Source organism: Maricaulis sp. B-26 (assembly GCF_056857855.1).
In genome coordinates, this window is the sequence record NZ_JBSXNX010000019.1 from 1 (window position 1) to 23,542 (window position 23,542).

Below are 23,542 nucleotides of genomic sequence, written 5' to 3' on the forward strand. Positions count from 1 at the left end.
AGGATGCCGGCTGATGCCGGAGTGTTGCTGTAAGTGTGAGTGACATCAGGGACATCCTGCACACGGAGATTTACCGGAGCCCTCACGGGCTCCCTCTCGAAACCGGTCTGGACAGACAGTCAGCGCTTTTGCTGCCTCTCCTTACCGATGGCCACCACCGGGCCCTGCTTTGGTCAGTCAGCAGAGACGGGCAGGCTCCGTACTCCCCACACCCCCGGCGAACCAGGCCGGGCCTCGAGCGGTGCGAGAACGGGGAAGAGTCTAAGCGAGGTTTGGTGGGTGGGGATAAGTTGCGAATACGCGCCCCTCAGGCGCTGGGCTTGAATGCCTCCCGCAACTCCCGTTTGAGCACTTTTCCGATAGCGCTGCGGGGGAGTTCGTCGACGATCCGGATGGCCGAGAGGCGCTGCATCTTGCCGAGTTTCGCATTGGCGGTGTCGAGGATATCCGCCTCGCTGGCCGTCTTGCCCGGCTTCAGCACGACGAAGCCGACCGGCGTTTCGCCCCAGTCCTTCGAGGGCACGCCGACCACCGAGACATCCGCGACGGCCTCCTGTTCCATCAGAATATCCTCGAGGTCCGACGGGTAGATATTCATGCCGCCGGAAATGATCATGTCCTTCGCCCGGCCGACGATGGTGAAGAAGCCGTCCGCATCCCTGCTGGCCAGGTCGCCAGTGCGGATGAAGCGCTCGCCCTCCGGACTGATCCATTCCGCCTCACGCGTCTTTTCCGGCTTGCCGTGATAACCCGTCATCATCGCCCCGGACCGGCCAACGACTTCGCCCACAGTGCCAGGCGGGACTTCCCGGCCCTCGCTGTCGATGACGCGTATGTCGTGGCCCGGCATCGCCTTTCCGACCGTGTGGAGCTTGTCGGGGTGTTCATGAGCGAGGAGGACGCAGGTCCCGCCGCCTTCCGTCATCCCGTAATACTCGACCAGTCCGCCGGGCCAGCGTCCGAGCACGTCGGCCTTGAGCTCTGCAGAGAACGGCGCCGATGTCGCGAATTTGAGCCGGAACCGGTCGAGATCGAAATCGCCGAAATCGGGCAGCGCCATGATCCGCTGATACTGGACCGGTACGAGCATGGTGTGGGTAACGCCATGTTGTTCCGCCAGTTCGAGATAGCGGCGGGCGTCGAATTTCGGCATCAGGACGACGCATCCGCCACCCGCGAGGGCGGGCAGGAAATGGACCAGTGTCGTGTTGGAATAGAGGGGCGTGGACACGAGAGCCACGGCATCGGGGCCGAAACCGGGCGGATCGGTCAGGCTGTTGTGCGGCCAGCGCATGCGGTGCGACTGGACGATTCCTTTCGGGGTCCCGGTCGTGCCGGACGAATAGATGATGTTGAACGCCATGTCCGGCCGGATATCGACCGGTGCCGGCGGGCTGCCCGGGGGCATAAGCCAGGCTTCGAATGCCTCCCCGTCGCCCCCGGCGCCGAGCGCGACCCGGCGCGCGGCGATATCCGAAGCCGCGGGCGCCAGATGGGCGGAGACCCCGGCATCCGTGAAAAGGTGCCCTGCCCCGCAATCCGCGACCATGGAGGCGAGCTGGGCCGGCGTCGCGGAGGGCGACAACGGCGCGATAGCGGCACCGGTTCTAAGCGTGCCGATGAAAACGGCGGCATAGGCGATCGAACTCGCCGCGCAGATCGCCACCACATCGCCCGGTTTGACGCCATCGCGCTGGAGCGCTGCTGCGACGCGGTCGGCCAGCGCGTCGAGTTCGCCGCGCTTGATCGTCTGACCTTCGCAAATCAGTGCGGTACCATCGGGGTTTTCCAGGGCTTGCAGGGCGAAAAGTTCGGCAAAGGTGCCGAAGGGGCGAGCGACATATTCCTGGATGGCAGCGGGCGTCTCGGTCATCGGCTTATTCCATACCGTACACGGGAATGCCGCAGAATGCCTCGCTCGCCGGAGCTTGTCGCGGCCCAATACCAGTCCGGATTGCGGTTGCACCCTGCCCGCGCAAAAAGAAACGGGGCCGCCTTTCGGCAACCCCGTCACAAAGACCTGTGAAGTCGGCCTGCTATTCGCCCAGGCGGGCGCGGAGGCAGGCGCAGTTCTTCATCTCGCGCTCGCACATCTTGTCGAGCCACTGGTCGAGCGCCTCGGAGAGAATGCGCTGCTGGGACCAGTTCATCTGCACCGCAACCGTTTTGAGTCGGCGTTTCTGTTCGGCGCTGAGGCGTACCCCGGCCTTGAAGACGGAGGCCGGGTCATAATGCTCGTGGTGCGCCTCATCAGAGGCCATCGCGGCCATGCCGCCGCAGCAGCCGCTCTCGACCGGCGGCGTATCGCGAGACGAGGTTTCGCGGGCGTGACTCTCGGCGGAAGAAGACGGCGCCGATGCGGGCGCTTCCCGGCGCACCGGGCGAGGCGAAGGCGATTCCGCCGGACGCGTGGGAAGGCGGCGCAGGCCACGGGCTTCGCCGTGTTGAGCCGGGGTGTTCTCGGTCGGAGCGTGCTCCGGCTTGCGGGCGATCAGAGGGGCATTGGCCTGCGGTTCGATATCGCGGCGCTCATGGGGCTCGTCCGTGTAGGAGACATGCGCCAGGGGCGACGGTATGGCGGGCGAAGCGTGTCCCTTCCGGGCGAGCAGTCCGCTGTGCAGGCTGGCATATTTGGAACTCATGGCAATAACTCGGTCTGGGCGTTGACGCGAAGGGCTCAGGCGCTGTGACGGCGGCCGAAAGGCTGGCCGAAGCGGCGGCGTTCGATCTTGCCGGCCGGCGGACCGGCATCCGCCTTGCGGCGTTCAACACCATCCCAATTGCTGTTCGCACCGACTTCCTCGGCCGGAGGCTGGGTCGTCGTGACACGGCTGCCGAAAGCGGAGACCGCGGCCGGCTCGATCCCGAAGATGTCGTCGGCGGGCTGCGGGTCGTGTCCCGGCTGCGTCGGATGCGTGCCGGAAGCGGCAGGACGCACGGGCGCAGGAGGCGCGGTCGGTGCAGGAGCCGGAGCAGGACGCGGAGCCGGCGGAGGCGGCGGTGCAACCGCCTGCGGACGGGCCTGCTCGCCCTCGGCTTGGGCCAGTGCGGCGCTGACCGGGGTGAGGATGTCGTCCTCCATCGTCATGCTCGGCTTGTGCAGCGGGGCCTTTTCGTCGCGCATGCGAAGGAGCCGATCGCCGAGATAGGTCCAGAGATTGGCCACTTCCTTGGCCGAGCGGCCCTGCGGATTGGCCTCGCCGACCGTGCGCCCGTCGATCATGCTGGCGGCGAAATCGACGCGGTGATGCAGGGTGACCGGGGCGACCATGCCGTGCTGCGAGAGCGCGACGGCCGTCTCGCCGGTAATCCGGGCCCGGGCGGTGGCCGAATTGATCACGAAGACGAGCGGCTTGTGCTGCATCTGGATGATGTCCACCGTCGGCCCGACGGCACGCAGATCGTGCGGGCTCGGACGGGTCGGCAGCACGACGAGGTCGGCATGCGTGATGACTTCCGCGATCGTGGAGGTCACGGCCGGGGGCGTGTCGATGATGATGAGCTTGTAGCCCGCATCCTCGAGCGCCTTGATGTCGCGTGCCAGGTTCGGCACGGAGATCTGCGCGAAGGCCGGCGTCTCGCTGGCACGCGCATTCCACCACTTGGCCATCGAGCCTTGCGGGTCGGTATCGATCAGCGCGACCGGGCCTGCGCCGGCGCGTTCGGCTTCCACCGCAACATGTGCGGAGACCGTGGTCTTGCCGGATCCGCCCTTCTGTGAGGCGAAGACGACGACTTGGGCTTTGCTGGACATCTCGGACACCTTTCCTCGCACCGGATTCCCTGTCTTGTCAGGCACAGGAAAGCAGTCAGGTGTTGCGGCACGGATAAGTGAGGTCCCGAAAATTTACGACAATTCGCGTCGCAAACGATTCAAGTTTGAACGATCTCGCGCCCGGGCCGGCGCGGGCATGCCAAGATTCCTGATTTGTCGTTCCGTGTCAGAGCGATGGACAGCGTGCAAAGGACTGCACATATACTCGCCCCTGCCGCGGGCGCAGCGGAAATTATTTCGCAAACGGTCCGGAGTGCCGCACAGACGGCAAGCTTCCTGCCCTATTTGTTCCAGCGCACGGCGTAGAGATCGAAGCGGCGGTCCTTCAGATTGCGGACGGTTCCGTCATGGCGGGCCCAGTCGAGATCGGTGAGGTCCATGTCGGCGATCTCGACCGTCTCGACATTCTCCGTGCACTCCGCGGCGATACCGTCGCGCGCGAAGGGAAAGTCGCAGGGGGTCAGAATGCAGGACTGGGCGTACTGGATATCCATGTTTTCCACGCCCGGCAGATTTCCGACATTGCCGGACATGATGACATAGCACTGGTTTTCGATGGCCCGTGCCTGGGAGCAGTAGCGTACGCGCATATAGCTCTGGCGGTTGTCCGTGCAGAACGGCACGAAGAGCATTTTCGCACCGGCATCGACGAGCCGGCGCGCGAGTTCGGGGAATTCGCTGTCATAGCAGATCAGCACGCCGATCGGCCCGCAATCGGTCTGAATCGCGGTCACGGTGTCGCCGCCGCGGATATTCCACCAGTGCCGCTCGGACGGCGTGGGATGGACCTTTTCCTGCTCGTGCACCGAGCCGTCGCGCAGGAAGACATAGGCGACATTCTTGATCTCGCCGCTTTCGGTGCGGGTCGGATGAGAGCCGCCGATAATGTTGATGTTGTAGCCGATCGCCATCTCGCGCATGGCATCGACGAAATGCGGCGTGTACTCCGTCAGCCGCTCGATCGACTGGGCCGGCGTCAGGCGGGTTTCCTCCAGTGCGAGGAGCTGGAGCGTGAAGAGCTCCGGGAAGATCACGAAGTCGCAGCGATAGTCCGAGGTCACATCGACGAAATACTCGATGTTGGACATGAACTCCTCGAAGCTCGAGACGCGCCGCTGCTGGAACTGCACCGTCGCGACTCGCACCACGTCCTTGTTCCCCGGCGGCGCGGTCTCGCTGCGCGGGCTGTCGACGGCGTAGGGATTGCGCCAGACCATGTGCGAGGCGCTTCCGCCCGAAGCGTTGTCGTAATCCATGTATTTGCGCAGCACGCCGATCGGCTCGAAGCCCATGCGGGTCTGGAAGCGGATGACCGGGTCGTTGATCTCCTGGGCCATGACCGCGTCGAGATAGTCCTGCGGATCGGGATATTGCTTCCTCTTGCGCCCCCAGCCCGGCATGCGCCCGCCGAACACGATCCCCTTCAGCCCAAGCCGCTCGCAGAGCTCGCGCCGGGCGTCGTAGAGGCGTTGTCCGATTCGCAGGCGGCGGCGCTCCGGATCGACGCAGACTTCCATGCCGTATAGCCAGTCGCCCTTGGGGTTATGACGCGAGCCGAAGCCATTGCCGGTAATCTCGTTCCAGCTGTGCGGGGATAGCGCGGCTTCCTCGTCGATGACGAAACTGGCCGCATAACCGACGATATCGCCTTCGTATTCGACGACGACCTGGCCTTCCGGGAAGTTGATGATCTGCCCCTGAAGCATGCTCTGCGAATAGGTCTCCATTTCCGGATAGACCTTCTCGACCAGCGCCGAGATGCCGGGAATGTCGGAGAGGGTCGCATTGCGGACATTCAGGGATGGCCGCTTGGACGTCTTGGGCATGGAGAACTCGCTTATTGCCGCTTACCAGCAATCATTACGCCGCCTCTGGCGTCAAGGTATAGACGATGTAGCGCGAACCGCGGGCGTCGGACCGCCGCGAACTCGATGACGGACCAGGTAATTTAAAGCGGCCGAGTTCGCCAGAATATACTGATGGCGCAAATCAGAACGCCTGTTTGGCTGGTACAATAACAGGCTCTTCACGGCCGCGCCGGTGTTTCCGGGCAAATGCGTGATCAGGATCACGATAGGGCCGGTTCCCGATCACGAAAGCGTGGACCCGGGAGACGTCGCGAATATTCGCCCTAATATCCCCAGGAGTGCAGACGAGAGACCCGCAAGATGTTCATCAAATCCCGAAAGACCTGGCAGGGCCGCGAGAGCGATGTCACCCCGCAAGCCCTTTATCTTGACCGCCGCAAGATCATGGCGGCAGGCGGTGCGCTGGCTGTTGCCGGTCTGACCGGCGGGTTGGCTGCCGGTGCGCAGGCACAGCCCCTGCCCCCGCGCGGGCGGCGCGTCACATCCGGGCCGCTCGTCGCCTCCCCGACCGATTATGGCGTTCCGGACGCCTCCACACCTTATGATGCGGTCACGGGCTATAATAATTTCTACGAGTTCGGCGTCGGCAAGAGCGATCCCGCGCGCTATGCCGACGCCATGACGACGGATCCCTGGTCGATCGAGGTCGAAGGCCATGCCGCGCGCACGGGCCGGTTCGCCCTGGAGGACGTCGTCAACTTCTCCGTCCTGGAGGAGCGTATCTACCGGCTGCGCTGCGTCGAGGCCTGGTCGATGGTCATTCCCTGGGTCGGTGTGCCGCTCGCAGACGTGCTCGCCCAGTTCGAACCCACTTCCGATGCGCGCTACGTGCAGTTCGAAACCTATCTGAACCGCTCCGAAATGCGCGGCACACGCTTCCCGGTACTGGACTGGCCATATGTGGAAGGCTTGCGGATGGACGAAGCCATGAACGAGCTCGCCTTCGTCGCGGTCGGGCTTTACGGCGAAGTTCTGCCCAACCAGAACGGAGCACCGGTCCGCCTCGTCGTGCCGTGGAAGTATGGCTACAAATCGATCAAGTCGATCACCAAAATCCGCTTCGTCAGCGAACAGCCGGCGACGTCCTGGAATATCTCCGCGCCGAACGAGTACGGCTTCTATTCCAACGTCAATCCGAACCGGGCCCACCCGCGCTGGAGCCAGGCGAGCGAACGCGTGATCGGCAGCGGCCTCTTCAATCGCCGCGAAACCGAGATGTTCAACGGGTATGGCGAGCAGGTCGCCCATCTCTATGCCGGCATGGACCTGATCGAGAATCATTGAGTATGGCGAAATCCGCTTTTCTGCGCGTGGTGGGCCAGCACTGGCTCAAACCGATTGCCTTCTGGCTGCTGGCGGCTCCCGGTATCTGGCTGGCCTGGCAATGGGGATCCATGCTCACGGGGCAGCCGCACGAACTCGGTTTCAATCCGATCGAGACGACCCACCGATTCCTGGGCGACACGGCCCTGCGCATCCTGTTGATCACCCTGATGGTCACGCCCGTGCGGGACATCACCCGCTGGCTTCCGATCATGAAGATCAGGCGGCGGATCGGCCTGGCGGCTTTCTGGTATGCCCTGGCGCACGTGCTCGCCTATCTGGGTCTCGACCTCTATGTGGCGGCCGGTTTTTCGGTGCCGGGCGCCTTCGACGGTTTGTGGGACGATGTGGTCGAGCGGATCTACATCACGCTCGGCATGACCGCCTTCGTCCTGCTCATCCCGCTCGCGCTGACCTCATTCAATGCGATGATCCGCGCGCTGGGCACACGCAACTGGCAACGCCTGCACTGGCTGATCTATCCGCTCGCCATCATCGCCGTCTTCCATCACGGCTTCATGGTGAAGGGTTTTCAGCTCATGCCTTGGATTCACGGTTCGATCCTGTTCGTCCTGCTGGCCTATCGCGTCGTGAAGAGCGCCCGGCCTAGATCGCGGACCAGCGCGGCCGCGTCCTGACGCTTCAGGATCAGCAGGACGAGACAGGATACCCAGACCGCGCACGCCGCCATGAAGAGCCCGCCGCCATCCTGGTTCGGATCGATACCCAGAGGGGTGAAGAGGTGGAAGTTCACGGCGCCGGTCATAATGGCCAGCCCAAACGCGCTTCCCACCACCTGCAGACGCCGGAATGCGGGTATAAATCCTATCAATAGACATGTTGAAGCAATAAGTTCCGCCGAACCGATAACGTATTGACTGAAGAGCCCTGTGTGGTCGAACAAGCCCGGCGCACCCAGACTGGCGGCCCAACCATCGAGCCGGCCGAAGATTTCCTGCGTCTCCGGAGCGTCGGTGAACTTGTAGCGGAGGGAATCGAGAAAGATCAGGCTGACGAAGACGGGCAGCACGATAAGGATGGTCTGGCGAATGCGAGCGAGCATGGAAAATCCTCAGCAATGACGGCCCTCGCCGAGCGTGCAGCCGGGCCATGTATCCCCGCAGCATTATGGGGTATCAGCGTCACACGCCATTCACCCTTTCGCGATCAGTCCACGGAACCCGCATGACCCTGCACATCACTGACCGTTTCGACAGCGGCAATATCGTCGTCGAGAATGCCGGCAACCCGTCCGATATCCGCCTCGCCATCCGCAAGGACAACAGGTCGGACTTCTATCAGTGGTTCCATTACCGGGTGACCGGGGCGGCCGGCGAGCCGCTCACCATGCGCCTGACCAATGCGGGTGCGGCAGCCTATCTGGAAGGCTGGCCGGGCTATCGCGCCTGCGCCTCCTACGACCGCGAGACCTGGTTCCGGGTCGATACGGACTATGTCGAGGACCAGCTCGTAATCCGCCACACGCCGGAATTCGACACGGTCTGGTATGCCTATTTCGCCCCCTATTCCATGGAGCGTCACCTCGACCTGATCGCCTGGGCGCAATTGCACGACCGCGTCGAGCTGGACGTGCTGGGCTATACGCATGACGGCCAGAGCATGGACAAGCTGACGATCGGCGAGCCTGGCACGGACAAGCGCACGATCTGGGTGACGGCGCGCCAGCACCCCGGCGAGACCATGGCGGAATGGTGGATGGAAGGTTTTCTGGGCCGCCTGCTGGACGATAGCGATCCGGTCGCGCGGACCCTGCTGGACAAGGCCGTCTTCCATGTCGTGCCCAACATGAACCCGGACGGCAGCAGGCGCGGCCATCTGCGCACCAATGCGATCGGGGTCAATCTCAACCGCGAATGGGACAAGGCGAGCATCGAGAATTCGCCAGAGGTCTTCCATGTGCTCGGCGCCATGCGAGAGACCGGGATCGACCTGGCCCTCGACGTCCATGGCGACGAGGCCCTGCCCTACAACTTTATCGCCGGCGGCGAAGGCGCGCCGAATTTCGACGAAAAAGGCCAGGCCCTGCTCGATGGGTACAAGTCGGCTCTGTGCGTTGCCAGCCCCGATTTCCAGACCGAACATGGTTACGATGTGGACGCGCCGGGAACGGCCGACCTTTCCATCTGCACCAATTACCTGGCCAATGAATTCAAATGCCTGGCGATGACGCTGGAAATGCCCTTCAAGGACAATGACAACCTGCCAGACCTGGCCCAGGGCTGGTCTCCGGAGCGCTGCCGCAAACTCGGCGCCGCCAATCTGGACGCCATGCTGGCCATGGTGGACCAGCTGCGGTGATCCTCTACGTCGATGCCGATGCCTGTCCGGTCAAGGACGAGGTGATCCGGGTCGGGGAGCGCCACGGCCTGGAAATGCTGTTCGTCTGCGATGGCGGCATAAGGCGTCCGCAGTCGCAATGGGCTCGGCTCGTCATCGTCGACCAGGGCGCCGATGCAGCCGACGACTGGATCGCGGAACAGATCGGACCGGGCGATATCTGCATCACGGCGGATATCCCCCTCGCCGACCGCTGTATCAAGGCAGGCGCCGATGCCATCGATCCGCGCGGCAAACCCTTTACGCCGGACAATATCGGCTCTGTCCTCGCAATGCGGAATCTGATGACGGATCTTCGCAGTGCCGGCGAACAGACCGGCGGCGCGAAACCCTTCTCCCAGCGGGACCGGTCCGACTTTCTCAATGGTTTCGAGGCGCTGATCCAGAAGATCCGTCGTCGTCCGCCCGCCCCGCGCGCTTGACGGGCAATGGGGGACTGGGCGTAAGCTCCCGCCAGTTCACGCCCGAAGAGGGTCCTGGAGGGAAATCATGGGTAAACTTCTCGGCGGCGTCGCGATCGGCGCCCTGATCGCCGGCGCCGGCATTCATTTCTATTACGGTCTCAGTCATGAGGACGGTGCCGAAGTCGCGGCTCCGACCGAAGTCGCGGAGACGGAAGCCACGGTCGAGGGCGCACGCGAATTCCTCGCCGAAGTCGAGGAAGAGACGCGCGATTTCGGCGAGTTCGGCGCCCGGACAGCCTGGGTCTATGCCAACTTCATCACCGAGGACACCGAGTATCTGGTCAGCCGGATGAGTGCCCAGGCCACCGAAATGTCCGTCGAGGCCGCGGTCGAGACCGCGCGCTGGGCCGATGTCGATCTGCCGCTCGATCTGCGCCGCAAGATGACGGCCCTCACCGCCGGCATCACACTGCCCGCGCCGTCCGGGGAAGGCCAGGCGCAGCGCCTGGCGGAGCTGACCACGGCCATGGCGTCGGACTATTCGACCGGCACCATCGACCTCAATGGCGAGACCCGGACGCTCAACGACCTGCAGGCGATGATGGGCACCGAGCGCGATCCGGCCGTGCTGCAGGAAATGTGGAATGAGTGGCGCGCCGCCATCCAGCCCGCCCAGATGAGCGAGAACTACGCCGAGATGGTGGAGATCGCCAATGCCGGCGCCCGCGAACTCGGATTCGCCGATCTCGCCGAAATGTGGCTGTCGAACTACGACATGCCGGCGGACGAGATGGAGGCCGAGGTCGAGCGCCTTTGGGGCCAGGTTGAGCCGCTCTACGAGCAGCTCCACTGCTATGTGCGCGACGGTCTGAACGAGTATTACGGCGACGAGGTGCAGACCGAGACCGGTCCGATCCGGGCCGACCTGCTGGGCAATATGTGGGCCCAGGGCTGGGCGCCGATCAATGACATCGTCAGCGCTGGCGAAGCCGATGCAGGCTACGACCTGACCGCCCTCCTGGAAGAAAACGACTATGACGCCACGGAAATGGTGCGGGTGGGCGAGCGCTTTTACACCTCGCTCGGCCTCGAGCCGCTGCCGGATACCTTCTGGGACCGCTCCCTGATCACCGCACCGGAAGGCCGCGACGTCGTCTGCCACGCCTCGGCGTGGAATCTGGACTATGCCGACGATATCCGGATCAAGATGTGCACGCTGGTCAATGCCGAGGACTTCCGCACCGTCCACCACGAGCTGGGGCACAATTATTACCAGCGCGCCTACAACACGCAGGACATCCTGTTCCAGACCGGCGCCCATGACGGCTTCCACGAAGCCATCGGCGATTTCGTCGCCCTGTCGGTAACGCCTGAATACCTGGTCCAGATCGACCTGCTCGATGAGGCCGATGTGCCGGACGCGTCCGCCGATGTCGGCCTCTTGTTCAACACCGCGCTCGACAAGATCGCTTTCCTGCCCTTCGCGGTGATGATGGATCAGTGGCGCTGGCGGGTGTTCCGCGGCGAAATCACGCCGGAAAACTACAACGAGGCCTGGTGGGAGCTTCGCAACCAGTATCAGGGCATCACGCCGCCGGTCGAACGCCCGGACGACGCCTTCGACCCCGGTGCCAAGTACCATATCGCCAATAATGTCCCGTACCTGCGCTATTTCCTGAGCTACATCCTGCAGTTCCAGTTCCACGAGGCGGCCTGCGAGATGGCCGGCTGGGAAGGCCCGCTGCACCGCTGCTCGGTGTACGGAAACGAGGAAGTGGGCGCACGCTTCAACGCGATGATGGAAATGGGGGCGTCAGAGCCCTGGCCGGATGCGCTGGAAGCCTTCACCGGTACGCGCGAAATGGACGGCTCGGCGATCATCGCCTATTTCCAGCCGCTCATGACGCATCTGGAAGAAGAGAATGAAGGCCGCGCCTGCGGCTGGTAATTCTGCGCTTCAATCAAGACGAGAAAGGCGGCTCCAAGCGGGGCCGCCTTTTTCGTTCTGGCGATCAGACTTGCTAGCCGCCCAGGAAAACCCGCTCGATCGTCCACCAGAGCGCGAGCGCCGCGATCAGGCCGGATGCGACTTGTACTGCCAGCGTGTGCCAGTGCGCGCTGCGGAAGCGCATGAAAGTCAGCCAGACGGCGAGGATAATGGACAGCTGACCCAGCTCGACCCCGACATTGAAACTCAGCAGCGCCGGGATGAACTGGTCCCGCGGCAGGCCGAGATCGAGCAGAACGCCAGCAAACCCCAGCCCGTGGAAGAGGCCGAAGGCGAAAACGAGAAGCGGCCGCCAGCGCGGCGGCTCCTTGCGGACGACATTCTCGATGGCGACGAAGGCGATGGAGAGCGCGATGATGGGCTCGACGATCGCCACGGGGACGGCAACGAGGCCCAGTGTCGCAAGCGCCAGAGAAATCGTGTGCGCTGCCGTGAATGCGGTGATCTGCCAGATCAGCGGCTTCAGCCGGGTGGCTGCGAAGACGAGGACCAGAACGAAGAGGATATGATCCAGCCCTTTGGGCAGGATATGCTCATAGCCCAGCTTGAGATAAAGGCTGACAACGTCGAGGACGGTCTGCTCCGTAGCGGCAATCAACACACGCATCTCCCTGCAAAAAGAACGGGAACGCTAGGGCCGGCCCTCCGGTGCATCAAGCGCGTTCGGCGGTTGATCGGGTCCGGCTTTACCCCCTACACCGGTCCCAACGACTTTTGCGTCGCCCGAGTCGCTCCAGACCGGCCGACCGGAGAACGGGGAGTACCGGCATGAGCGAAACATTCTCGTCCAGCGTGGACGTGTCCGACGAGGACATTCACTGGGATTTCAAGGACGCCATGTCCTATGGCGGCTATCTGGCGCTCGACCGGCTGCTGACCTCGCAGAAGCTTTTGACGCAAGAGCATGACGAAATGCTCTTCATCGTCATCCACCAGGTCGCGGAACTCTGGATGAAACTCATCATCCACGAGACCGAGGGCGGTATCGCCCATCTCCAGCGGGACGATGTCGGTCCGGCGCTGAAAATGTTCACCCGTGTCAGCCGCGTGCAGGAACAGCTTATCCAGGCCTGGGACGTGCTCGCCACGATGACGCCGACCGATTATCTCGCCTTCCGCGACGAGCTGGGACAGAGTTCGGGCTTCCAGTCCTTCCAGTATCGCACGCTGGAATTCCGGCTCGGCAACAAGAATGCCGCCCTCGCCCGCGTCCATGCCGACAACCCGCCTGCCAACGCCATGGTCATGGGCGCGCTGGAAGCGCCGAGCCTCTGGGACGAGACGCTGAAATTCCTGGCCCGCAAGGGTTACGCGATCCCGCAATCCTGTCTCGAACGCGACTGGAAGGAGCCCTACCAGGCTTCCGCCGAGGTCGAGGATGTCTGGCGCGAGATCTATCGCGACAGCGAGACCCATTGGGAAGCCTACGAGCTGGGCGAAAAGCTGGTCGATCTCGAGCACAAATTCCAACAATGGCGCTTCAACCACATGAAGACGGTCGAGCGCATCATCGGCTATCGCCGCGGCACGGGCGGCACGAATGGTGTTTCCTATCTCGTGAAGGCGCTGGATCTGCGCTTCTTCCCGGAAATCTGGACCGTGAGGACGAGCCTCTGACCATGGCGCGGATATGGGACATATCGCAGACCCTGCGGCCCGGTCTTCCGGTCTGGCCCGGCGACACGCCGTTCGACATCGAGGAGACCTGGACGATCAGCGATGACTGCCCGGTCAAGGTCTCCAAACTCACCCTGTCGACCCATTCCGGCGCCCATGGCGACGCGCCCTCGCACTATGACGTGCATGGTTCCGATATCGCCTCGGTCGGACTCGATCCTTATCTGGGCCCCTGCCGCCTGATCACGGCCACCGGGCCCGGCGAGGCTGTCATGCCCGACGAGATCGACTGGGAATCGCTCGCAGGCGAAACGCGCGTATTGATCCGGACCTATCCGCAGTTTCCGCATGACGAATGGGACGAGGATTTCCGTGCCATTGCCGCCGATACGATCGAGCGCCTGGCGCAGGGCGGCGTTCGCCTGATCGGGGTCGACGCCCCCTCCCTCGATCCGCAGGCCTCCAAGACGATGGGTGCGCACCACGCCGTGCGCCGGAACGATATGCGTATTCTCGAAGGCCTTGTGCTCGATGGCGTGCCCGACGGTCGCTATGAACTCATCGCCCCGCCCCTGAAGATCGCCGGCGCCGATGCGGCCCCCGTGCGCGCCGTCCTGAGGGAGATCGACTGATGCTGCCCGACCCTATCCGCCAACTCGATGCCGACGATCCGCTCAAGGATTTCCGGGCGCGCTTCGACCTGCCGCCGGGCGTGGTCTATTTGGACGGCAACTCCCTCGGCGCGCTGCCCAAGGCCACCGCAGACCGGATCGCCGATGTCGTCGGGCGCGAATGGGGCCAGGACCTGATCCGGTCCTGGAACAGCAATAACTGGATCGAGGCGCCCCGCCGCGTCGGCGCGAAGATCGCCCGCCTGATCGGTGCCGAGCCGCATGAAGTCGTGGCCGCCGATTCCACATCCATCAACGTCTTCAAGGCGCTATCGGCCTGTCTTCAACTTCGCCCCGGACGCACGACCATCCTGACCGAACGCGGTAACTTCCCGACGGACGGTTATATGATGCAGGGCCTCGCGGCCATGTCCGGCGGCAAGGTCACGGCGAAGCTGGTCGAAACGGAGGAGATCGAGGACGCGCTGGACGACGACGTTGCTGCCCTGCTCCTCACCCAGACACACTACAAGACCGGCCGGCTGCACGACATGACGGCGCTCACGGACGCCGCCCACGCCGCCGGCGCGTTGACGATCTGGGATCTCAGCCACTCCGCCGGCGCCCTGCCCGTCGATCTCGACGGCGCCCGTGCCGATTTCGCCGTCGGCTGCGGATACAAGTATCTCAATGGCGGTCCGGGCGCGCCCGCTTTCATCTACGCCGCCGAGCGTCATCATGACGACGTGATGCCGGCCCTCTCCGGCTGGCTCGGCCATGCCCGCCCCTTCGACTTCCTCGACGATTACGAGCCGGCCGGCGGGATCGACCGTTTCCAGTGCGGCACGCCGGGCATTCTCGGTATGGCGGCTCTGGAGTGCGGTCTCGATCTCATGCTCGAGGCGGACATGAAGGATATCCGCGCCAAGTCCATTGCGCTCTGCGATCTCTTCATCGAACTGGTCGAGACGAGGCTGGACGGGTTCGAAATCGTCACGCCGCGCGACGGCGAGGCGCGCGGCAGCCAGGTCTCCATGACCCATGAGCACGGCTATCCGATCATGCAGGCGCTGATCGAGCGCGGCGTCATCGGCGATTTCCGCGCGCCGGATATTCTGCGCTTCGGCTTTACCCCGCTCTACACGCGCTATGAGGACGTCTGGCGCGCCGTTGAGACGCTGGCCGAGATCATGGAAAGCGGGGCCTGGCAGGACGAGCGGTTCGCTGTCCGCTCGGCCGTCACCTGACCCGGGGACATGTTACCGATCCCGCACTGGCGAAGGGTGGGCGAAGACGGCGTATCAATGGTTCAATCTCGTCAGCTATCCGTTAGTCTGACGGCGAATTCGCAGGCGATCCGGCCTGCCGACCGGTTTCAGGGAGTCCCGCGATGCGGCAATTCTACGTCTTCATCAAATGCGAGCTCGGCCACACCTATGACGTGGCGGCGAAGCTGGTCGACACGCTCGACGAAGCGCCCATGGTGCATTCCATCTCCGGCGCCTTCGACCTGCTGGCGCATTTCAACCTCGATGACGATGCGGATATCGGCCGCTTCGTGAACCAGAAGGTCCAGACCATCGAGGGCATCAAGGACACGCAGACCATCATCTGCTTCAACGCCTTCACACGCGACAAGGGGCTCAGCGACGGCTGAGCCGCGTCGGAGCTGACGAGAGAAAACCATGCATTTCGGTGTCTTCGACCTCTTCAAGATCGGGGTCGGCCCCTCAAGCTCGCATACGGTCGGTCCGATGAAGGCCGCGCGCCGGTTCGTCCTGAATGTGCAGGAGGAGCACGGCGCCGACTCCATCCACCGGCTGGAGGCGGAACTCTATGGCTCGCTGGCCCTGACCGGCCTCGGTCACGGCACGGATACGGCCGTTCTGCTCGGCCTGGAAGGCAATCATCCCGCCTCCATCGATCCGGACACGATTCCGTCCCGGCTGGAGCGGATCCGCGAGGAGAAGTCCCTCAAACTCGCCAATGGCCGCGAGATCGGTTTCGAGGAACGCCGCGATTTGCATTTCCGGGGCGATATCCGCCTGCCCTTCCACTCGAATGCCATGAAATTCCGGGCGTTCGGCGAGGGTGAAGAGCCGCTCAAGGAAGAGATCTGGTATTCGATCGGCGGCGGTTTCGTCATCGACGAGCACGAGGCCGGGCGCAATTCCGCCGCCGAGGTGAAGGAAGGCGAGCCCTTCCCCTTCAATTCCGCGGAAGAATTGCTGGCCATCGGCGAGCGCGAGGGCCTGTCCATCCACCGCATCATGCTGGCGAACGAGCGCACCTTCCTGCCGGAAGATGCGATCCGGTCCGGCATCGAGAGCCTGTGGTGGACGATGGAGACCTGTATCGACCGCGGCCTGACCCAGGACGGCATCCTGCCCGGCGGTCTCAATGTCCGCCGCCGTGCGCCCAAGCTCTACAAGGACCTCAAGGCCGAAGAGAAGAACCCGACCGACGATCCGCTTTCGGCAATGGACTGGATCAATCTCTGGGCCATGGCGGTGAACGAGGAAAATGCCGCCGGCGGACGCGTCGTGACCGCGCCGACCAATGGCGCAGCCGGGGTGATTCCGGCCGTGGCGCGTTATTTCAACAAGTATCACCGCGACCCGGACGATGAGGACGCGCTGCAGCGCTTCTTCCTCACGGCCGCGGCGATCGGTTCGCTCTACAAGAAGAACGCCTCCATCTCGGGCGCGGAAGCGGGATGCCAGGGCGAAGTGGGCGTGGCCTGCTCCATGGCTGCTGCGGCCCTTGCTGCCGCCATGGGCGCGAACAACAACCAGATCGAGGACGCCGCCGAGATCGGCATGGAACACAATCTGGGCCTCACCTGCGATCCGGTCGGCGGTCTCGTCCAGATTCCCTGCATCGAGCGAAACGCGATCGGCGCCATCAAGGCGATCGACGCGGCCCGCCTCGCGCTGCGCGCCAATTCGGCCGACATGAAGGTATCGCTCGACCAGGTCATCGAGACCATGCGCCAGACCGGCGTCGACATGCAGGAAAAATACAAGGAAACCAGCCAGGGCGGGCTGGCCGTGAATGTCGTGGCCTGCTGATCCGGCAGCCTTGTCCGGCGCACGAAAAAGGGCGGCTCCGATCGGGGCCGCCCTTCTGGTTTCAGCTTTGAAATCGCCTACGCCGCTTCGTGCTTCACGAGGGCGTCGGAGACAGCGTATTTCGCCTCGGTCTTCTCGGCGATTTCCTCGAGCGTGGCGCCCGGGGCGAGCTCGATCAGCTCCAGACCGTCATCCTTCACGTCGAACACGCCGAGCGTGGTGATGATGCGGTGTACGCAGCGCTGGCCGGTGAGCGGCAGCGTGCATTCCTTGAGGAGCTTGGGTTCGCCCTTCTTGTTGGCGTGATCCATGATCACGACGACGCGCTTGACGCCGGCGACCAGGTCCATGGCGCCGCCCATGCCCTTCACGAGCTTGCCCGGGATCATCCAGTTGGCGATATCGCCGGTCTCGGAAATCTCCATCGCACCGAGAATGGAGAGGTCGATATGACCGCCCCGGATCATGGCGAAGCTGTCGGCGGAGGAGAAATAGCTCGTCCGGCGCAGTTCGGTGATGGTCTGCTTGCCGGCATTGATCAGGTCCGGATCGACCTCGTCGTCATAGGGGAACGGGCCCATGCCGAGCATGCCGTTCTCCGACTGGAGCGTCACATCGATGTCTTCATCGATATAGTTCGCCACCAGGGTCGGAATGCCGATGCCGAGATTGACGTAGAACCCGTCCTCGAGCTCCTGGGCGGCGCGGGCCGCCATTTCATCGCGTGTCCAGGCCATCAGGCAGTCTCCCTTTCACGGATCGTCCGCTGTTCGATGCGCTTCTCGAAATCACCCTTGAACACGCGCTGGACGAAAATGCCCGGCGTGTGGATGGCATCCGGATCGAGCTCGCCCAGTTCCACGATTTCCTCGACCTCGGCGATGGTCACCTTGCCGGCGGTCGCCATCATCGGGTTGAAATTACGGGCGGTCTTGCGGAAGACGAGATTGCCCTGCGGGTCCGCCTTCCAGGCTTTCACGATGGAAACGTCGGCGGTCAGGCCGGTTTCCATGATGTAGGTCTCGCCGTCGAACTCGCGATGCTCCTTGCCTTCCGCGATCAGCGTGCCGACGCCGGTCTTGGTGAAGAAGCCCGGAATACCCGCGCCGCCGGCCCGGATACGCTCGGCCAGCGTACCCTGCGGGTTGAATTCCAGTTCCAGCTCGCCGGACAGGAATTGACGCTCGAATTCCTTGTTCTCGCCGACATAGGACGAGACCATCTTCTTGATCTGGCGCGCATCCAGAAGGATGCCGAGGCCGAAACCGTCGACGCCGCAATTGTTCGAGATGACGGTCAGATCCTTCACGCCGCTCTCGTGCAGGGCGGCGATGGAGTTCTCGGGGATGCCGCAGAGACCGAAGCCTCCGGCCATCAGCGTCATCCCGTCGAATGCCAGCCCCTCAAGGGCGCTTTTGGCATCGGGATATACCTTTTTCATGCGGACCTCTGTCGAAAGTTGATAACTGGTTCATGTTTATATCGCGGCGCAGCAGAAATGCTAGCCAGCGGGTGTTTTTCGGGATTTTCCGTCCACCCTCGCATCGATCTCGATCGCCAGCGCGCCACCGAAGAAGACGGCGTAGGAGGACCAATAAATCCACAGCAGGAAGACCACAAGGGCACCCAGCGAGCCGTAGACACCGAAGTCGACCACCTGCGAGACGTAAAGCGAGAACCCCTTGGACAGTCCGAGCCAGAGCGAGGTCGCCACGAGGGCCGCGATCGTCGAGGCACGAAGCCCGACCGCTTCGCGGCGGCGGCGCATCGTCATCCGGTATAGAAGTTCCAGCGCGATGAACATGAAGACGGCCGCGACCGTCCACTCATTGATCACGCCGCCGATATCGAGCGGAGCAAAGCCCAGGAATTCCAGGGCCTGGCGCAAAAAGACCGGAATGAAGAGCACGGCCAGATTGGCCATTACGAGAAGAATACTGCCGATAAGGACAGCGAACAGGGCCAGTACGTTGAAATGAATGACATTGCGTATGTCCCGGTCCTCAGCGAGATGATTCAGCCCGGCGATCACGGCCTTGGCTCCGCGCGCGGCCGCGAACAGCGAGATGGCGAGCGCGATCGCGCCATTGACCGAGAGTGCCGCGATCGGGGCATCGGCCAGCCTGCCCATCTGACCGAGCACGAATTGCTGGGCTCCGACCGGCATGATCTCCGCGAAACGGGCGATCTGGGCCTCGGCATCCTCTACCGAGAACAACAAGCCATAGGCCGACATGACAAGCGCGATGGCGGGAAACAGGGCCAGCATGCCGAAATAGGAAGCCCCGCCGGCAAACAGCATCACGTCCCGGCCCATAGCCCGGCTGATCGCGGCGACGACAATCCCGCCGACACTGAGGACTGGTTGGGGTATGGGCAGGCGATCTTTAAGGGACTTGATCATGACGCGCCGCTGAGGCCCCCTTGGCATCCGGAGGCCGAGTCGGAGCCGCCGCGAATTCCGGCGCCGAGAATAGGATGTCCCGATGTCATTTTCCAAGGCCGTTGATCTGCTGCGACTGGCGCGGATGGCGAGCGGCTATGTAGGCGTGTCCCTGCCCGAAATCGAGGCCGAGTTCGGCTGCGTCCGGCGAACGGCGCAGAGGATGACGGACGCCCTCACCCAGGTCTTTCCCGATACGGAGGACTATTACGACGGCGAGGGTCACAAGCGCTGGCGCGTTCCGCGCCGCCGGGTCGGCGAGTTTTTCGCGCCGGCAGCCGATGAAGTGGCGGCGCTCGAACTGGCATCCTCGACGCTGGAGCGTCAGGGCCTGGACAGTGAAGCCGGCAAGCTGCGCTCGCTGAGGGAAACCATCAAACTGCTGACACCGGACCGCAAACGGGCAGGCCTGGAGGCCGACGAGGAAGCGCTGCTGGAGGCGATGGGCCATGCCGCCCGTCCCGGCCCGCGCCCGGCGTCGGATCCGGATGTCGACGCGGCGATCGCACAGGCACTCAAGGGCCCCTTCGTCCTGCGCATGCGATATGTCGGCCGCCGGGATACCGAAGCGTCCGAACGCGAGGTCGAGCCCTACGGCCTTTTGCTTGGCGCAAGGCGATATCTGGTCGGCCGCGACCGCCGGCGCGGCGACGGAATCATGCGGCATTATCGCGTGGAAGACATCGTCGAGGCCGATGCCACCGAGGACTGGTTCGCCCGAGACGAGGATTTCGACTTCGAGGCCTATGCCAGCCGGGCCTTCGGCGTGTTCCAGAATGACGAGGAATATGGCGAAGTGGTCTGGAAGTTTACGCCCGAGGCTGCCCCGCATGCGGCGCGCTACCGTTTCCATCCCGATCAGAGCAGCGAGACCCTGACCGACGGTTCCCTGCTGGTACGCTTCATGGCCTGCGGATACCTGGAAATGTGCTGGCACTTGTATGCTTGGGGCGATCAGGTCGAGGTGGTCGAGCCGAAGGCCCTGGCCGACATGGTCGCCGGCCATCGTCGCGACGACTTCCCCGCCCTGCCCTGATGGCGGGGAAGCGACGCATCAGCGGACCGCGATACGGACCGAATCCGGAGCGAGCCAGGACGGCATGGAATGACCGTCCGCCGCGCTCATGGCCAGCTGGTAGCCCTTGTTGAGATAACGGCAGACCGAGCGCAAATCCTTCACGTGCAGGCAGCTGATCTCGTCGCCCGGACGCTGCATGCGGTAGTAACCGTCGCGGAAGCGGTGCGGCACCATATTGCGCATCGCGCCGCCGACACCTTCAACATATGCATTGATCGCAATCGCCATGATCGTCTCCATCGGTGTGTTATTCGATGAAGATGAGAATGACGGCCGCGCATGACAAAACCTGTCACCCCACGAATCGGCTTGGCAGATGGCCAAAAATGAAACGCCGGCCGTTGGGGGCGGCCGACGTTTCGGGGCTTTGATCTGTGAGAGCAGCGAACGAGCGAGGGACTGGTTGATTGTCCGCTGACCTCGTGTGTGACAATGCCTGTACAGCGCTGAACCCGACATGAACGGATTTGCAGTCGCGTTCACCTTGCCGAAACGGGCTCTGAATTATGACTTACGGAATCTTCTCACCCGGCCCGAGCGAATTCCTGCCGTGAACATCCCGCTACGCCCGCGCATTACCCCGGCCATGCTTGCCGAAATGGCTGAAAGCCATCAGCGATTCCTCGCCCGGGAACGCCGCGTGCCGCGTGCGGATTTTTCCGGCTACGACCTGACAGGCCTGGATATGAGCGGGGTCGATTTTCGCCGCGCCAATTTCCGGCATGCCGACCTCTCGAATGCCGACCTGTTCGACGCGAATCTCGCCGGCGCCAGCTTTTGCGGCTCCGACCTGACCGGCGCCGATTTCACCTGCGCCGACGTCACAGGCGCGGATTTTCGCGGCTGTACGCTCAACGGAACGAAATTCGTCCGCGCGCAGTGCGCGAATACGGACTTCCGCGACTTCGCCTGTCTCCTCCCCGACGAGGACGGCAAGGTTGCCGCCGTCATGGAGCGGACCAATGCAAAGGCAGCCCGCTTCGCCGGCGCCCGCCTCGACCATGCCCGTTTTATCGGGATACGGGCGGTCGGAACGGATTTCTCCGATGCCGGGCTGGCGCATGCCCGCTTCAACCGGGCCAGCCTGACCAGTGCGGTCTTTGCCGGGGCGCGGTTCCACGTCACCGATTTCGACGGCGCCAATCTGTCCAAGGCGGATCTGCGCGGAACCGTGATCACCGATCTTTCCGAACACGACCGCGAAGAGGCGAGCGGGCTCGAGCGCGTTCGTCTTCTGCATGCCAGAACCGACGGGACGCATATCGGTGCCCTTCCCGACCGGCCGGCGCCCGTGATTGCGGCCAGCGACGCGAACGGCCGCAGCCTGGCAGACCGGATGAGCGACCATGTCCGCCGGGCCGAAGGGCAATCGGGCAAGGGCGAGGCACCGGATTTCACGGGACTCGATCTGCGCGACACCGGCTCGCTCGCCGGGCAGGCCCTGATCGCCCTGCCCGCCACCGGCGCCATTCTCGCCGGACTGGACCTCAGTGGCGCTCATCTCCAGGGTGCCCGTCTTCGCGGCGCGGACCTGTCCGGCTGCGACCTGCGCGGTGCCGATCTGCGCGGAGCGGACATGTCCGACGCGCATCTGACCGGAGCCGATCTGCGCGAAGCCCGGCTCGACATCCTGTCGCTCGGCACGCGCGACGTGCCTACGCGGATCGCCGGCGCGACTCTGCGCTATGCCGATCTGCGCGGCGCCCAGCTCGAGGGTGTCGAAGCGGAAAAGGCCGATTGCAGCTGGGCCCGCATGGACGAGGATATACGCGCCCTGCTGGACGCCGCGCGCATGGACGACGTTATCCTGCGCTGACCGTCGCCCTCAGGCGTCCTTCGGGTCCTTGAGCGTCCAATCCGCGAGAACGTCCGATCGGTCGCTGCCGGGTTTTCCGGTGACGCCCTGCACGGCGCTCGGCGTTCGGGAAAAACGCGGTGCCGGCGCCGGTTGCCGCACGCCCTCGATCTCCACATAGGTCTCGCGAGCCATCATGTGCGGGTGTTTCGCCGACTCTTCGTAATCGAGCACAGGCGCGAAGCAGGCATCCGTCCCTTCCAGCAATTCGCACCATTCATCGCGCGTTCTCTGCCTGAAAATCTCCGCGAAGACCGGACGTGCCGTGTCCCAGTTCCCGCCAGCCCAGTCGGCCGGGTATTCCGCGGCATCCACGCCGACCTTCTCGCAGAGCAAGGCGTAGAATTCCGGCTCGATCGGCCCGACCGAGACATGGCGTCCGTCTGCGCATTCGTAGACAGTGTAGAAATGGGCACCGCCATCGAGCAGGTTGGCTGCCCGCTCAGCCTTCCAGAGACCGACCGCTGCGAGCTGGTATTGCGAGGACATGAGCGAGGTCGCGCCGTCGACGATCGCCGCATCGACCACCTGCCCCTCACCATGGGTGCGCGCATGGTGCAGCGCTGCGAGCACCCCCGTCGCGAGATAGAGCGCCCCGCCGCCGAAATCGCCCACAAGATTGAGCGGCACGACCGGCGTTTCCTTCGTCCCGATCGCGCCGAGCGCGCCTGTCAGGCTGATATAATTGATGTCGTGCCCGGCGGCATGCGCGAGCGGACCGTGCTGCCCCCATCCGGTCATTCGGCCATAGACCAGCGCCGGATTGCGCGTGAGCGCCACATCGGGGCCGAGTCCCAGCCGCTCCATCACGCCCGGGCGATAGCCTTCCAGCAGAATGTCGGCTTTTTCGATCATGTCGAGGCAGAGCGCGTGTTCCGCCGCGTCCTTGAGATCGAGCGCAATGGAGCGCCGTCCGCGGCCCATGACGTCGCCCGGACCACCGCCCATGGCGCCCGGCCGGTCGATGCGGACCACGTCGGCGCCCATGTCGGACAGCATCATCGCGCAGAAGGGTGCCGGACCGAGTCCGACGAATTCCAGCACTTTAACGCCTTTTAGAGGTCCTTGCGGTTTCATGGTTACTACCTCGCGAATCGTAATTTCCAGAAGCGTGACACTTGTGACAAACTC

22 protein-coding genes and 1 pseudogene are annotated in these 23,542 nt (G+C 63.8%); 12 read left to right on the forward strand and 11 right to left on the reverse strand.

The genetic code is table 11. The features are described from left to right. Window positions 1-307: 307 nt before the first annotated feature. The 4 genes and pseudogenes from AC13HB_RS05780 to AC13HB_RS05795 all read right to left on the reverse strand — a co-directional run bounded on the left by AC13HB_RS05780 (window position 308) and on the right by AC13HB_RS05795 (window position 5,601). Window positions 308-1,873: a class I adenylate-forming enzyme family protein gene (locus AC13HB_RS05780; RefSeq protein WP_482948786.1), complete on the reverse strand. Its 1,566-nt coding sequence runs from the start codon at window positions 1,871-1,873 to the stop codon at window positions 308-310. 163 nt (window positions 1,874-2,036) lie between these two features. Continuing rightward, window positions 2,037-2,642, reverse strand: coding sequence for a hypothetical protein (locus AC13HB_RS05785; protein ID WP_482948787.1), 606 nt, complete (start codon window positions 2,640-2,642; stop codon window positions 2,037-2,039). A 488-nt stretch (window positions 2,643-3,130) separates the two neighbouring features. Beyond that, window positions 3,131-3,754, reverse strand: a pseudogene (locus tag AC13HB_RS05790) (AAA family ATPase); the annotation flags it as partial. A 302-nt stretch (window positions 3,755-4,056) separates the two neighbouring features. After that, on the reverse strand, window positions 4,057-5,601 hold the full coding sequence (locus tag AC13HB_RS05795) for a GNAT family N-acetyltransferase (protein WP_482948788.1): 1,545 nt from the start codon (window positions 5,599-5,601) through the stop codon (window positions 4,057-4,059). A 342-nt stretch (window positions 5,602-5,943) separates the two neighbouring features. On the opposite strand from AC13HB_RS05795, the gene msrP reads away from it, so the two are divergent. Together msrP and AC13HB_RS05805 are read left to right on the forward strand one after the other, a co-directional pair. After that, complete coding sequence (gene msrP / locus AC13HB_RS05800; protein ID WP_482948789.1) at window positions 5,944-6,927, forward strand: protein-methionine-sulfoxide reductase catalytic subunit MsrP; 984 nt, start codon at window positions 5,944-5,946, stop codon at window positions 6,925-6,927. A 2-nt stretch (window positions 6,928-6,929) separates the two neighbouring features. Further along, entirely contained in the window at window positions 6,930-7,604 is a 675-nt protein-coding gene (locus AC13HB_RS05805; RefSeq protein ID WP_482948790.1) for a protein-methionine-sulfoxide reductase heme-binding subunit MsrQ, read from the forward strand. Here the strand turns inward: AC13HB_RS05805 and AC13HB_RS05810 are convergent. After that, the gene (locus tag AC13HB_RS05810; RefSeq protein WP_482948791.1) at window positions 7,547-8,029 is read right to left on the reverse strand and encodes a hypothetical protein; all 483 of its coding nucleotides are present in this window, start codon (window positions 8,027-8,029) and stop codon (window positions 7,547-7,549) included. The two genes, AC13HB_RS05805 and AC13HB_RS05810, sit on opposite strands and share 58 nt — an antisense overlap. Before the next feature lie 128 nt (window positions 8,030-8,157). On the opposite strand from AC13HB_RS05810, the gene AC13HB_RS05815 reads away from it, so the two are divergent. The 3 genes from AC13HB_RS05815 to AC13HB_RS05825 all read left to right on the forward strand — a co-directional run bounded on the left by AC13HB_RS05815 (window position 8,158) and on the right by AC13HB_RS05825 (window position 11,676). Then, window positions 8,158-9,285: a M14 family metallopeptidase gene (locus tag AC13HB_RS05815; RefSeq protein ID WP_482948940.1), complete on the forward strand. Its 1,128-nt coding sequence runs from the start codon at window positions 8,158-8,160 to the stop codon at window positions 9,283-9,285. Continuing rightward, the gene (locus AC13HB_RS05820) at window positions 9,282-9,746 is read left to right on the forward strand and encodes a YaiI/YqxD family protein (RefSeq protein ID WP_482948792.1); all 465 of its coding nucleotides are present in this window, start codon (window positions 9,282-9,284) and stop codon (window positions 9,744-9,746) included. Before AC13HB_RS05815 ends, AC13HB_RS05820 begins: the two co-directional genes overlap by 4 nt. A gap of 67 nt (window positions 9,747-9,813) precedes the next feature. Beyond that, the gene (locus tag AC13HB_RS05825) at window positions 9,814-11,676 is read left to right on the forward strand and encodes a M2 family metallopeptidase (protein ID WP_482948793.1); all 1,863 of its coding nucleotides are present in this window, start codon (window positions 9,814-9,816) and stop codon (window positions 11,674-11,676) included. 73 nt (window positions 11,677-11,749) lie between these two features. Here AC13HB_RS05825 and AC13HB_RS05830 read toward each other — a convergent pair whose 3' ends face one another. Then, window positions 11,750-12,337 (reverse strand): HupE/UreJ family protein, encoded by a 588-nt coding sequence (locus AC13HB_RS05830; RefSeq protein ID WP_482948794.1) that lies wholly within the window; start codon window positions 12,335-12,337, stop codon window positions 11,750-11,752. Between the two features lie 167 nt (window positions 12,338-12,504). Between AC13HB_RS05830 and kynA the strand changes: the two genes are divergently transcribed. The 5 genes from kynA to AC13HB_RS05855 all read left to right on the forward strand — a co-directional run bounded on the left by kynA (window position 12,505) and on the right by AC13HB_RS05855 (window position 17,035). Beyond that, on the forward strand, window positions 12,505-13,353 hold the full coding sequence (gene kynA / locus AC13HB_RS05835) for a tryptophan 2,3-dioxygenase (RefSeq protein WP_482948795.1): 849 nt from the start codon (window positions 12,505-12,507) through the stop codon (window positions 13,351-13,353). Between the two features lie 2 nt (window positions 13,354-13,355). Next, window positions 13,356-13,985, forward strand: coding sequence for an arylformamidase (gene kynB / locus AC13HB_RS05840; protein ID WP_482948796.1), 630 nt, complete (start codon window positions 13,356-13,358; stop codon window positions 13,983-13,985). Further along, entirely contained in the window at window positions 13,985-15,211 is a 1,227-nt protein-coding gene (kynU, locus tag AC13HB_RS05845; RefSeq protein WP_482948797.1) for a kynureninase, read from the forward strand. Before kynB ends, kynU begins: the two co-directional genes overlap by 1 nt. 143 nt (window positions 15,212-15,354) lie before the next feature. Then, window positions 15,355-15,621, forward strand: coding sequence for an Lrp/AsnC ligand binding domain-containing protein (locus AC13HB_RS05850; protein WP_482948798.1), 267 nt, complete (start codon window positions 15,355-15,357; stop codon window positions 15,619-15,621). 28 nt (window positions 15,622-15,649) lie between these two features. Further along, window positions 15,650-17,035 carry an L-serine ammonia-lyase gene (locus tag AC13HB_RS05855; protein WP_482948799.1) on the forward strand — a complete coding sequence of 462 codons (1,386 nt, stop codon included), beginning with the start codon at window positions 15,650-15,652 and terminating at the stop codon, window positions 17,033-17,035. A gap of 77 nt (window positions 17,036-17,112) precedes the next feature. Here the strand turns inward: AC13HB_RS05855 and AC13HB_RS05860 are convergent, their stop codons facing one another. From AC13HB_RS05860 to AC13HB_RS05870, 3 genes are read right to left on the reverse strand one after another with little or no spacing between them, the layout of a single operon-like run. Continuing rightward, complete coding sequence (locus tag AC13HB_RS05860; protein ID WP_482948800.1) at window positions 17,113-17,772, reverse strand: CoA transferase subunit B; 660 nt, start codon at window positions 17,770-17,772, stop codon at window positions 17,113-17,115. Continuing rightward, complete coding sequence (locus tag AC13HB_RS05865) at window positions 17,772-18,476, reverse strand: CoA transferase subunit A (protein WP_482948801.1); 705 nt, start codon at window positions 18,474-18,476, stop codon at window positions 17,772-17,774. The genes AC13HB_RS05860 and AC13HB_RS05865 overlap by 1 nt, the downstream gene beginning before the upstream one ends. A 60-nt stretch (window positions 18,477-18,536) precedes the next feature. Beyond that, window positions 18,537-19,439 (reverse strand): YihY/virulence factor BrkB family protein, encoded by a 903-nt coding sequence (locus tag AC13HB_RS05870; RefSeq protein WP_482948802.1) that lies wholly within the window; start codon window positions 19,437-19,439, stop codon window positions 18,537-18,539. 82 nt (window positions 19,440-19,521) lie between these two features. Between AC13HB_RS05870 and AC13HB_RS05875 the strand changes: the two genes are divergently transcribed. After that, on the forward strand, window positions 19,522-20,514 hold the full coding sequence (locus AC13HB_RS05875; RefSeq protein ID WP_482948803.1) for a helix-turn-helix transcriptional regulator: 993 nt from the start codon (window positions 19,522-19,524) through the stop codon (window positions 20,512-20,514). Between the two features lie 18 nt (window positions 20,515-20,532). On the opposite strand, the gene AC13HB_RS05880 is transcribed toward AC13HB_RS05875, so the two are convergent. Beyond that, window positions 20,533-20,784: a hypothetical protein gene (locus AC13HB_RS05880; RefSeq protein WP_482948804.1), complete on the reverse strand. Its 252-nt coding sequence runs from the start codon at window positions 20,782-20,784 to the stop codon at window positions 20,533-20,535. 229 nt (window positions 20,785-21,013) lie between these two features. On the opposite strand from AC13HB_RS05880, the gene AC13HB_RS05885 reads away from it, so the two are divergent. Beyond that, the gene (locus tag AC13HB_RS05885) at window positions 21,014-22,372 is read left to right on the forward strand and encodes a pentapeptide repeat-containing protein (protein WP_482948805.1); all 1,359 of its coding nucleotides are present in this window, start codon (window positions 21,014-21,016) and stop codon (window positions 22,370-22,372) included. Between the two features lie 9 nt (window positions 22,373-22,381). Here AC13HB_RS05885 and AC13HB_RS05890 read toward each other — a convergent pair whose 3' ends face one another. Next, window positions 22,382-23,488 carry a CaiB/BaiF CoA transferase family protein gene (locus AC13HB_RS05890; protein WP_482948806.1) on the reverse strand — a complete coding sequence of 369 codons (1,107 nt, stop codon included), beginning with the start codon at window positions 23,486-23,488 and terminating at the stop codon, window positions 22,382-22,384. Window positions 23,489-23,542 lie beyond the last annotated feature (54 nt).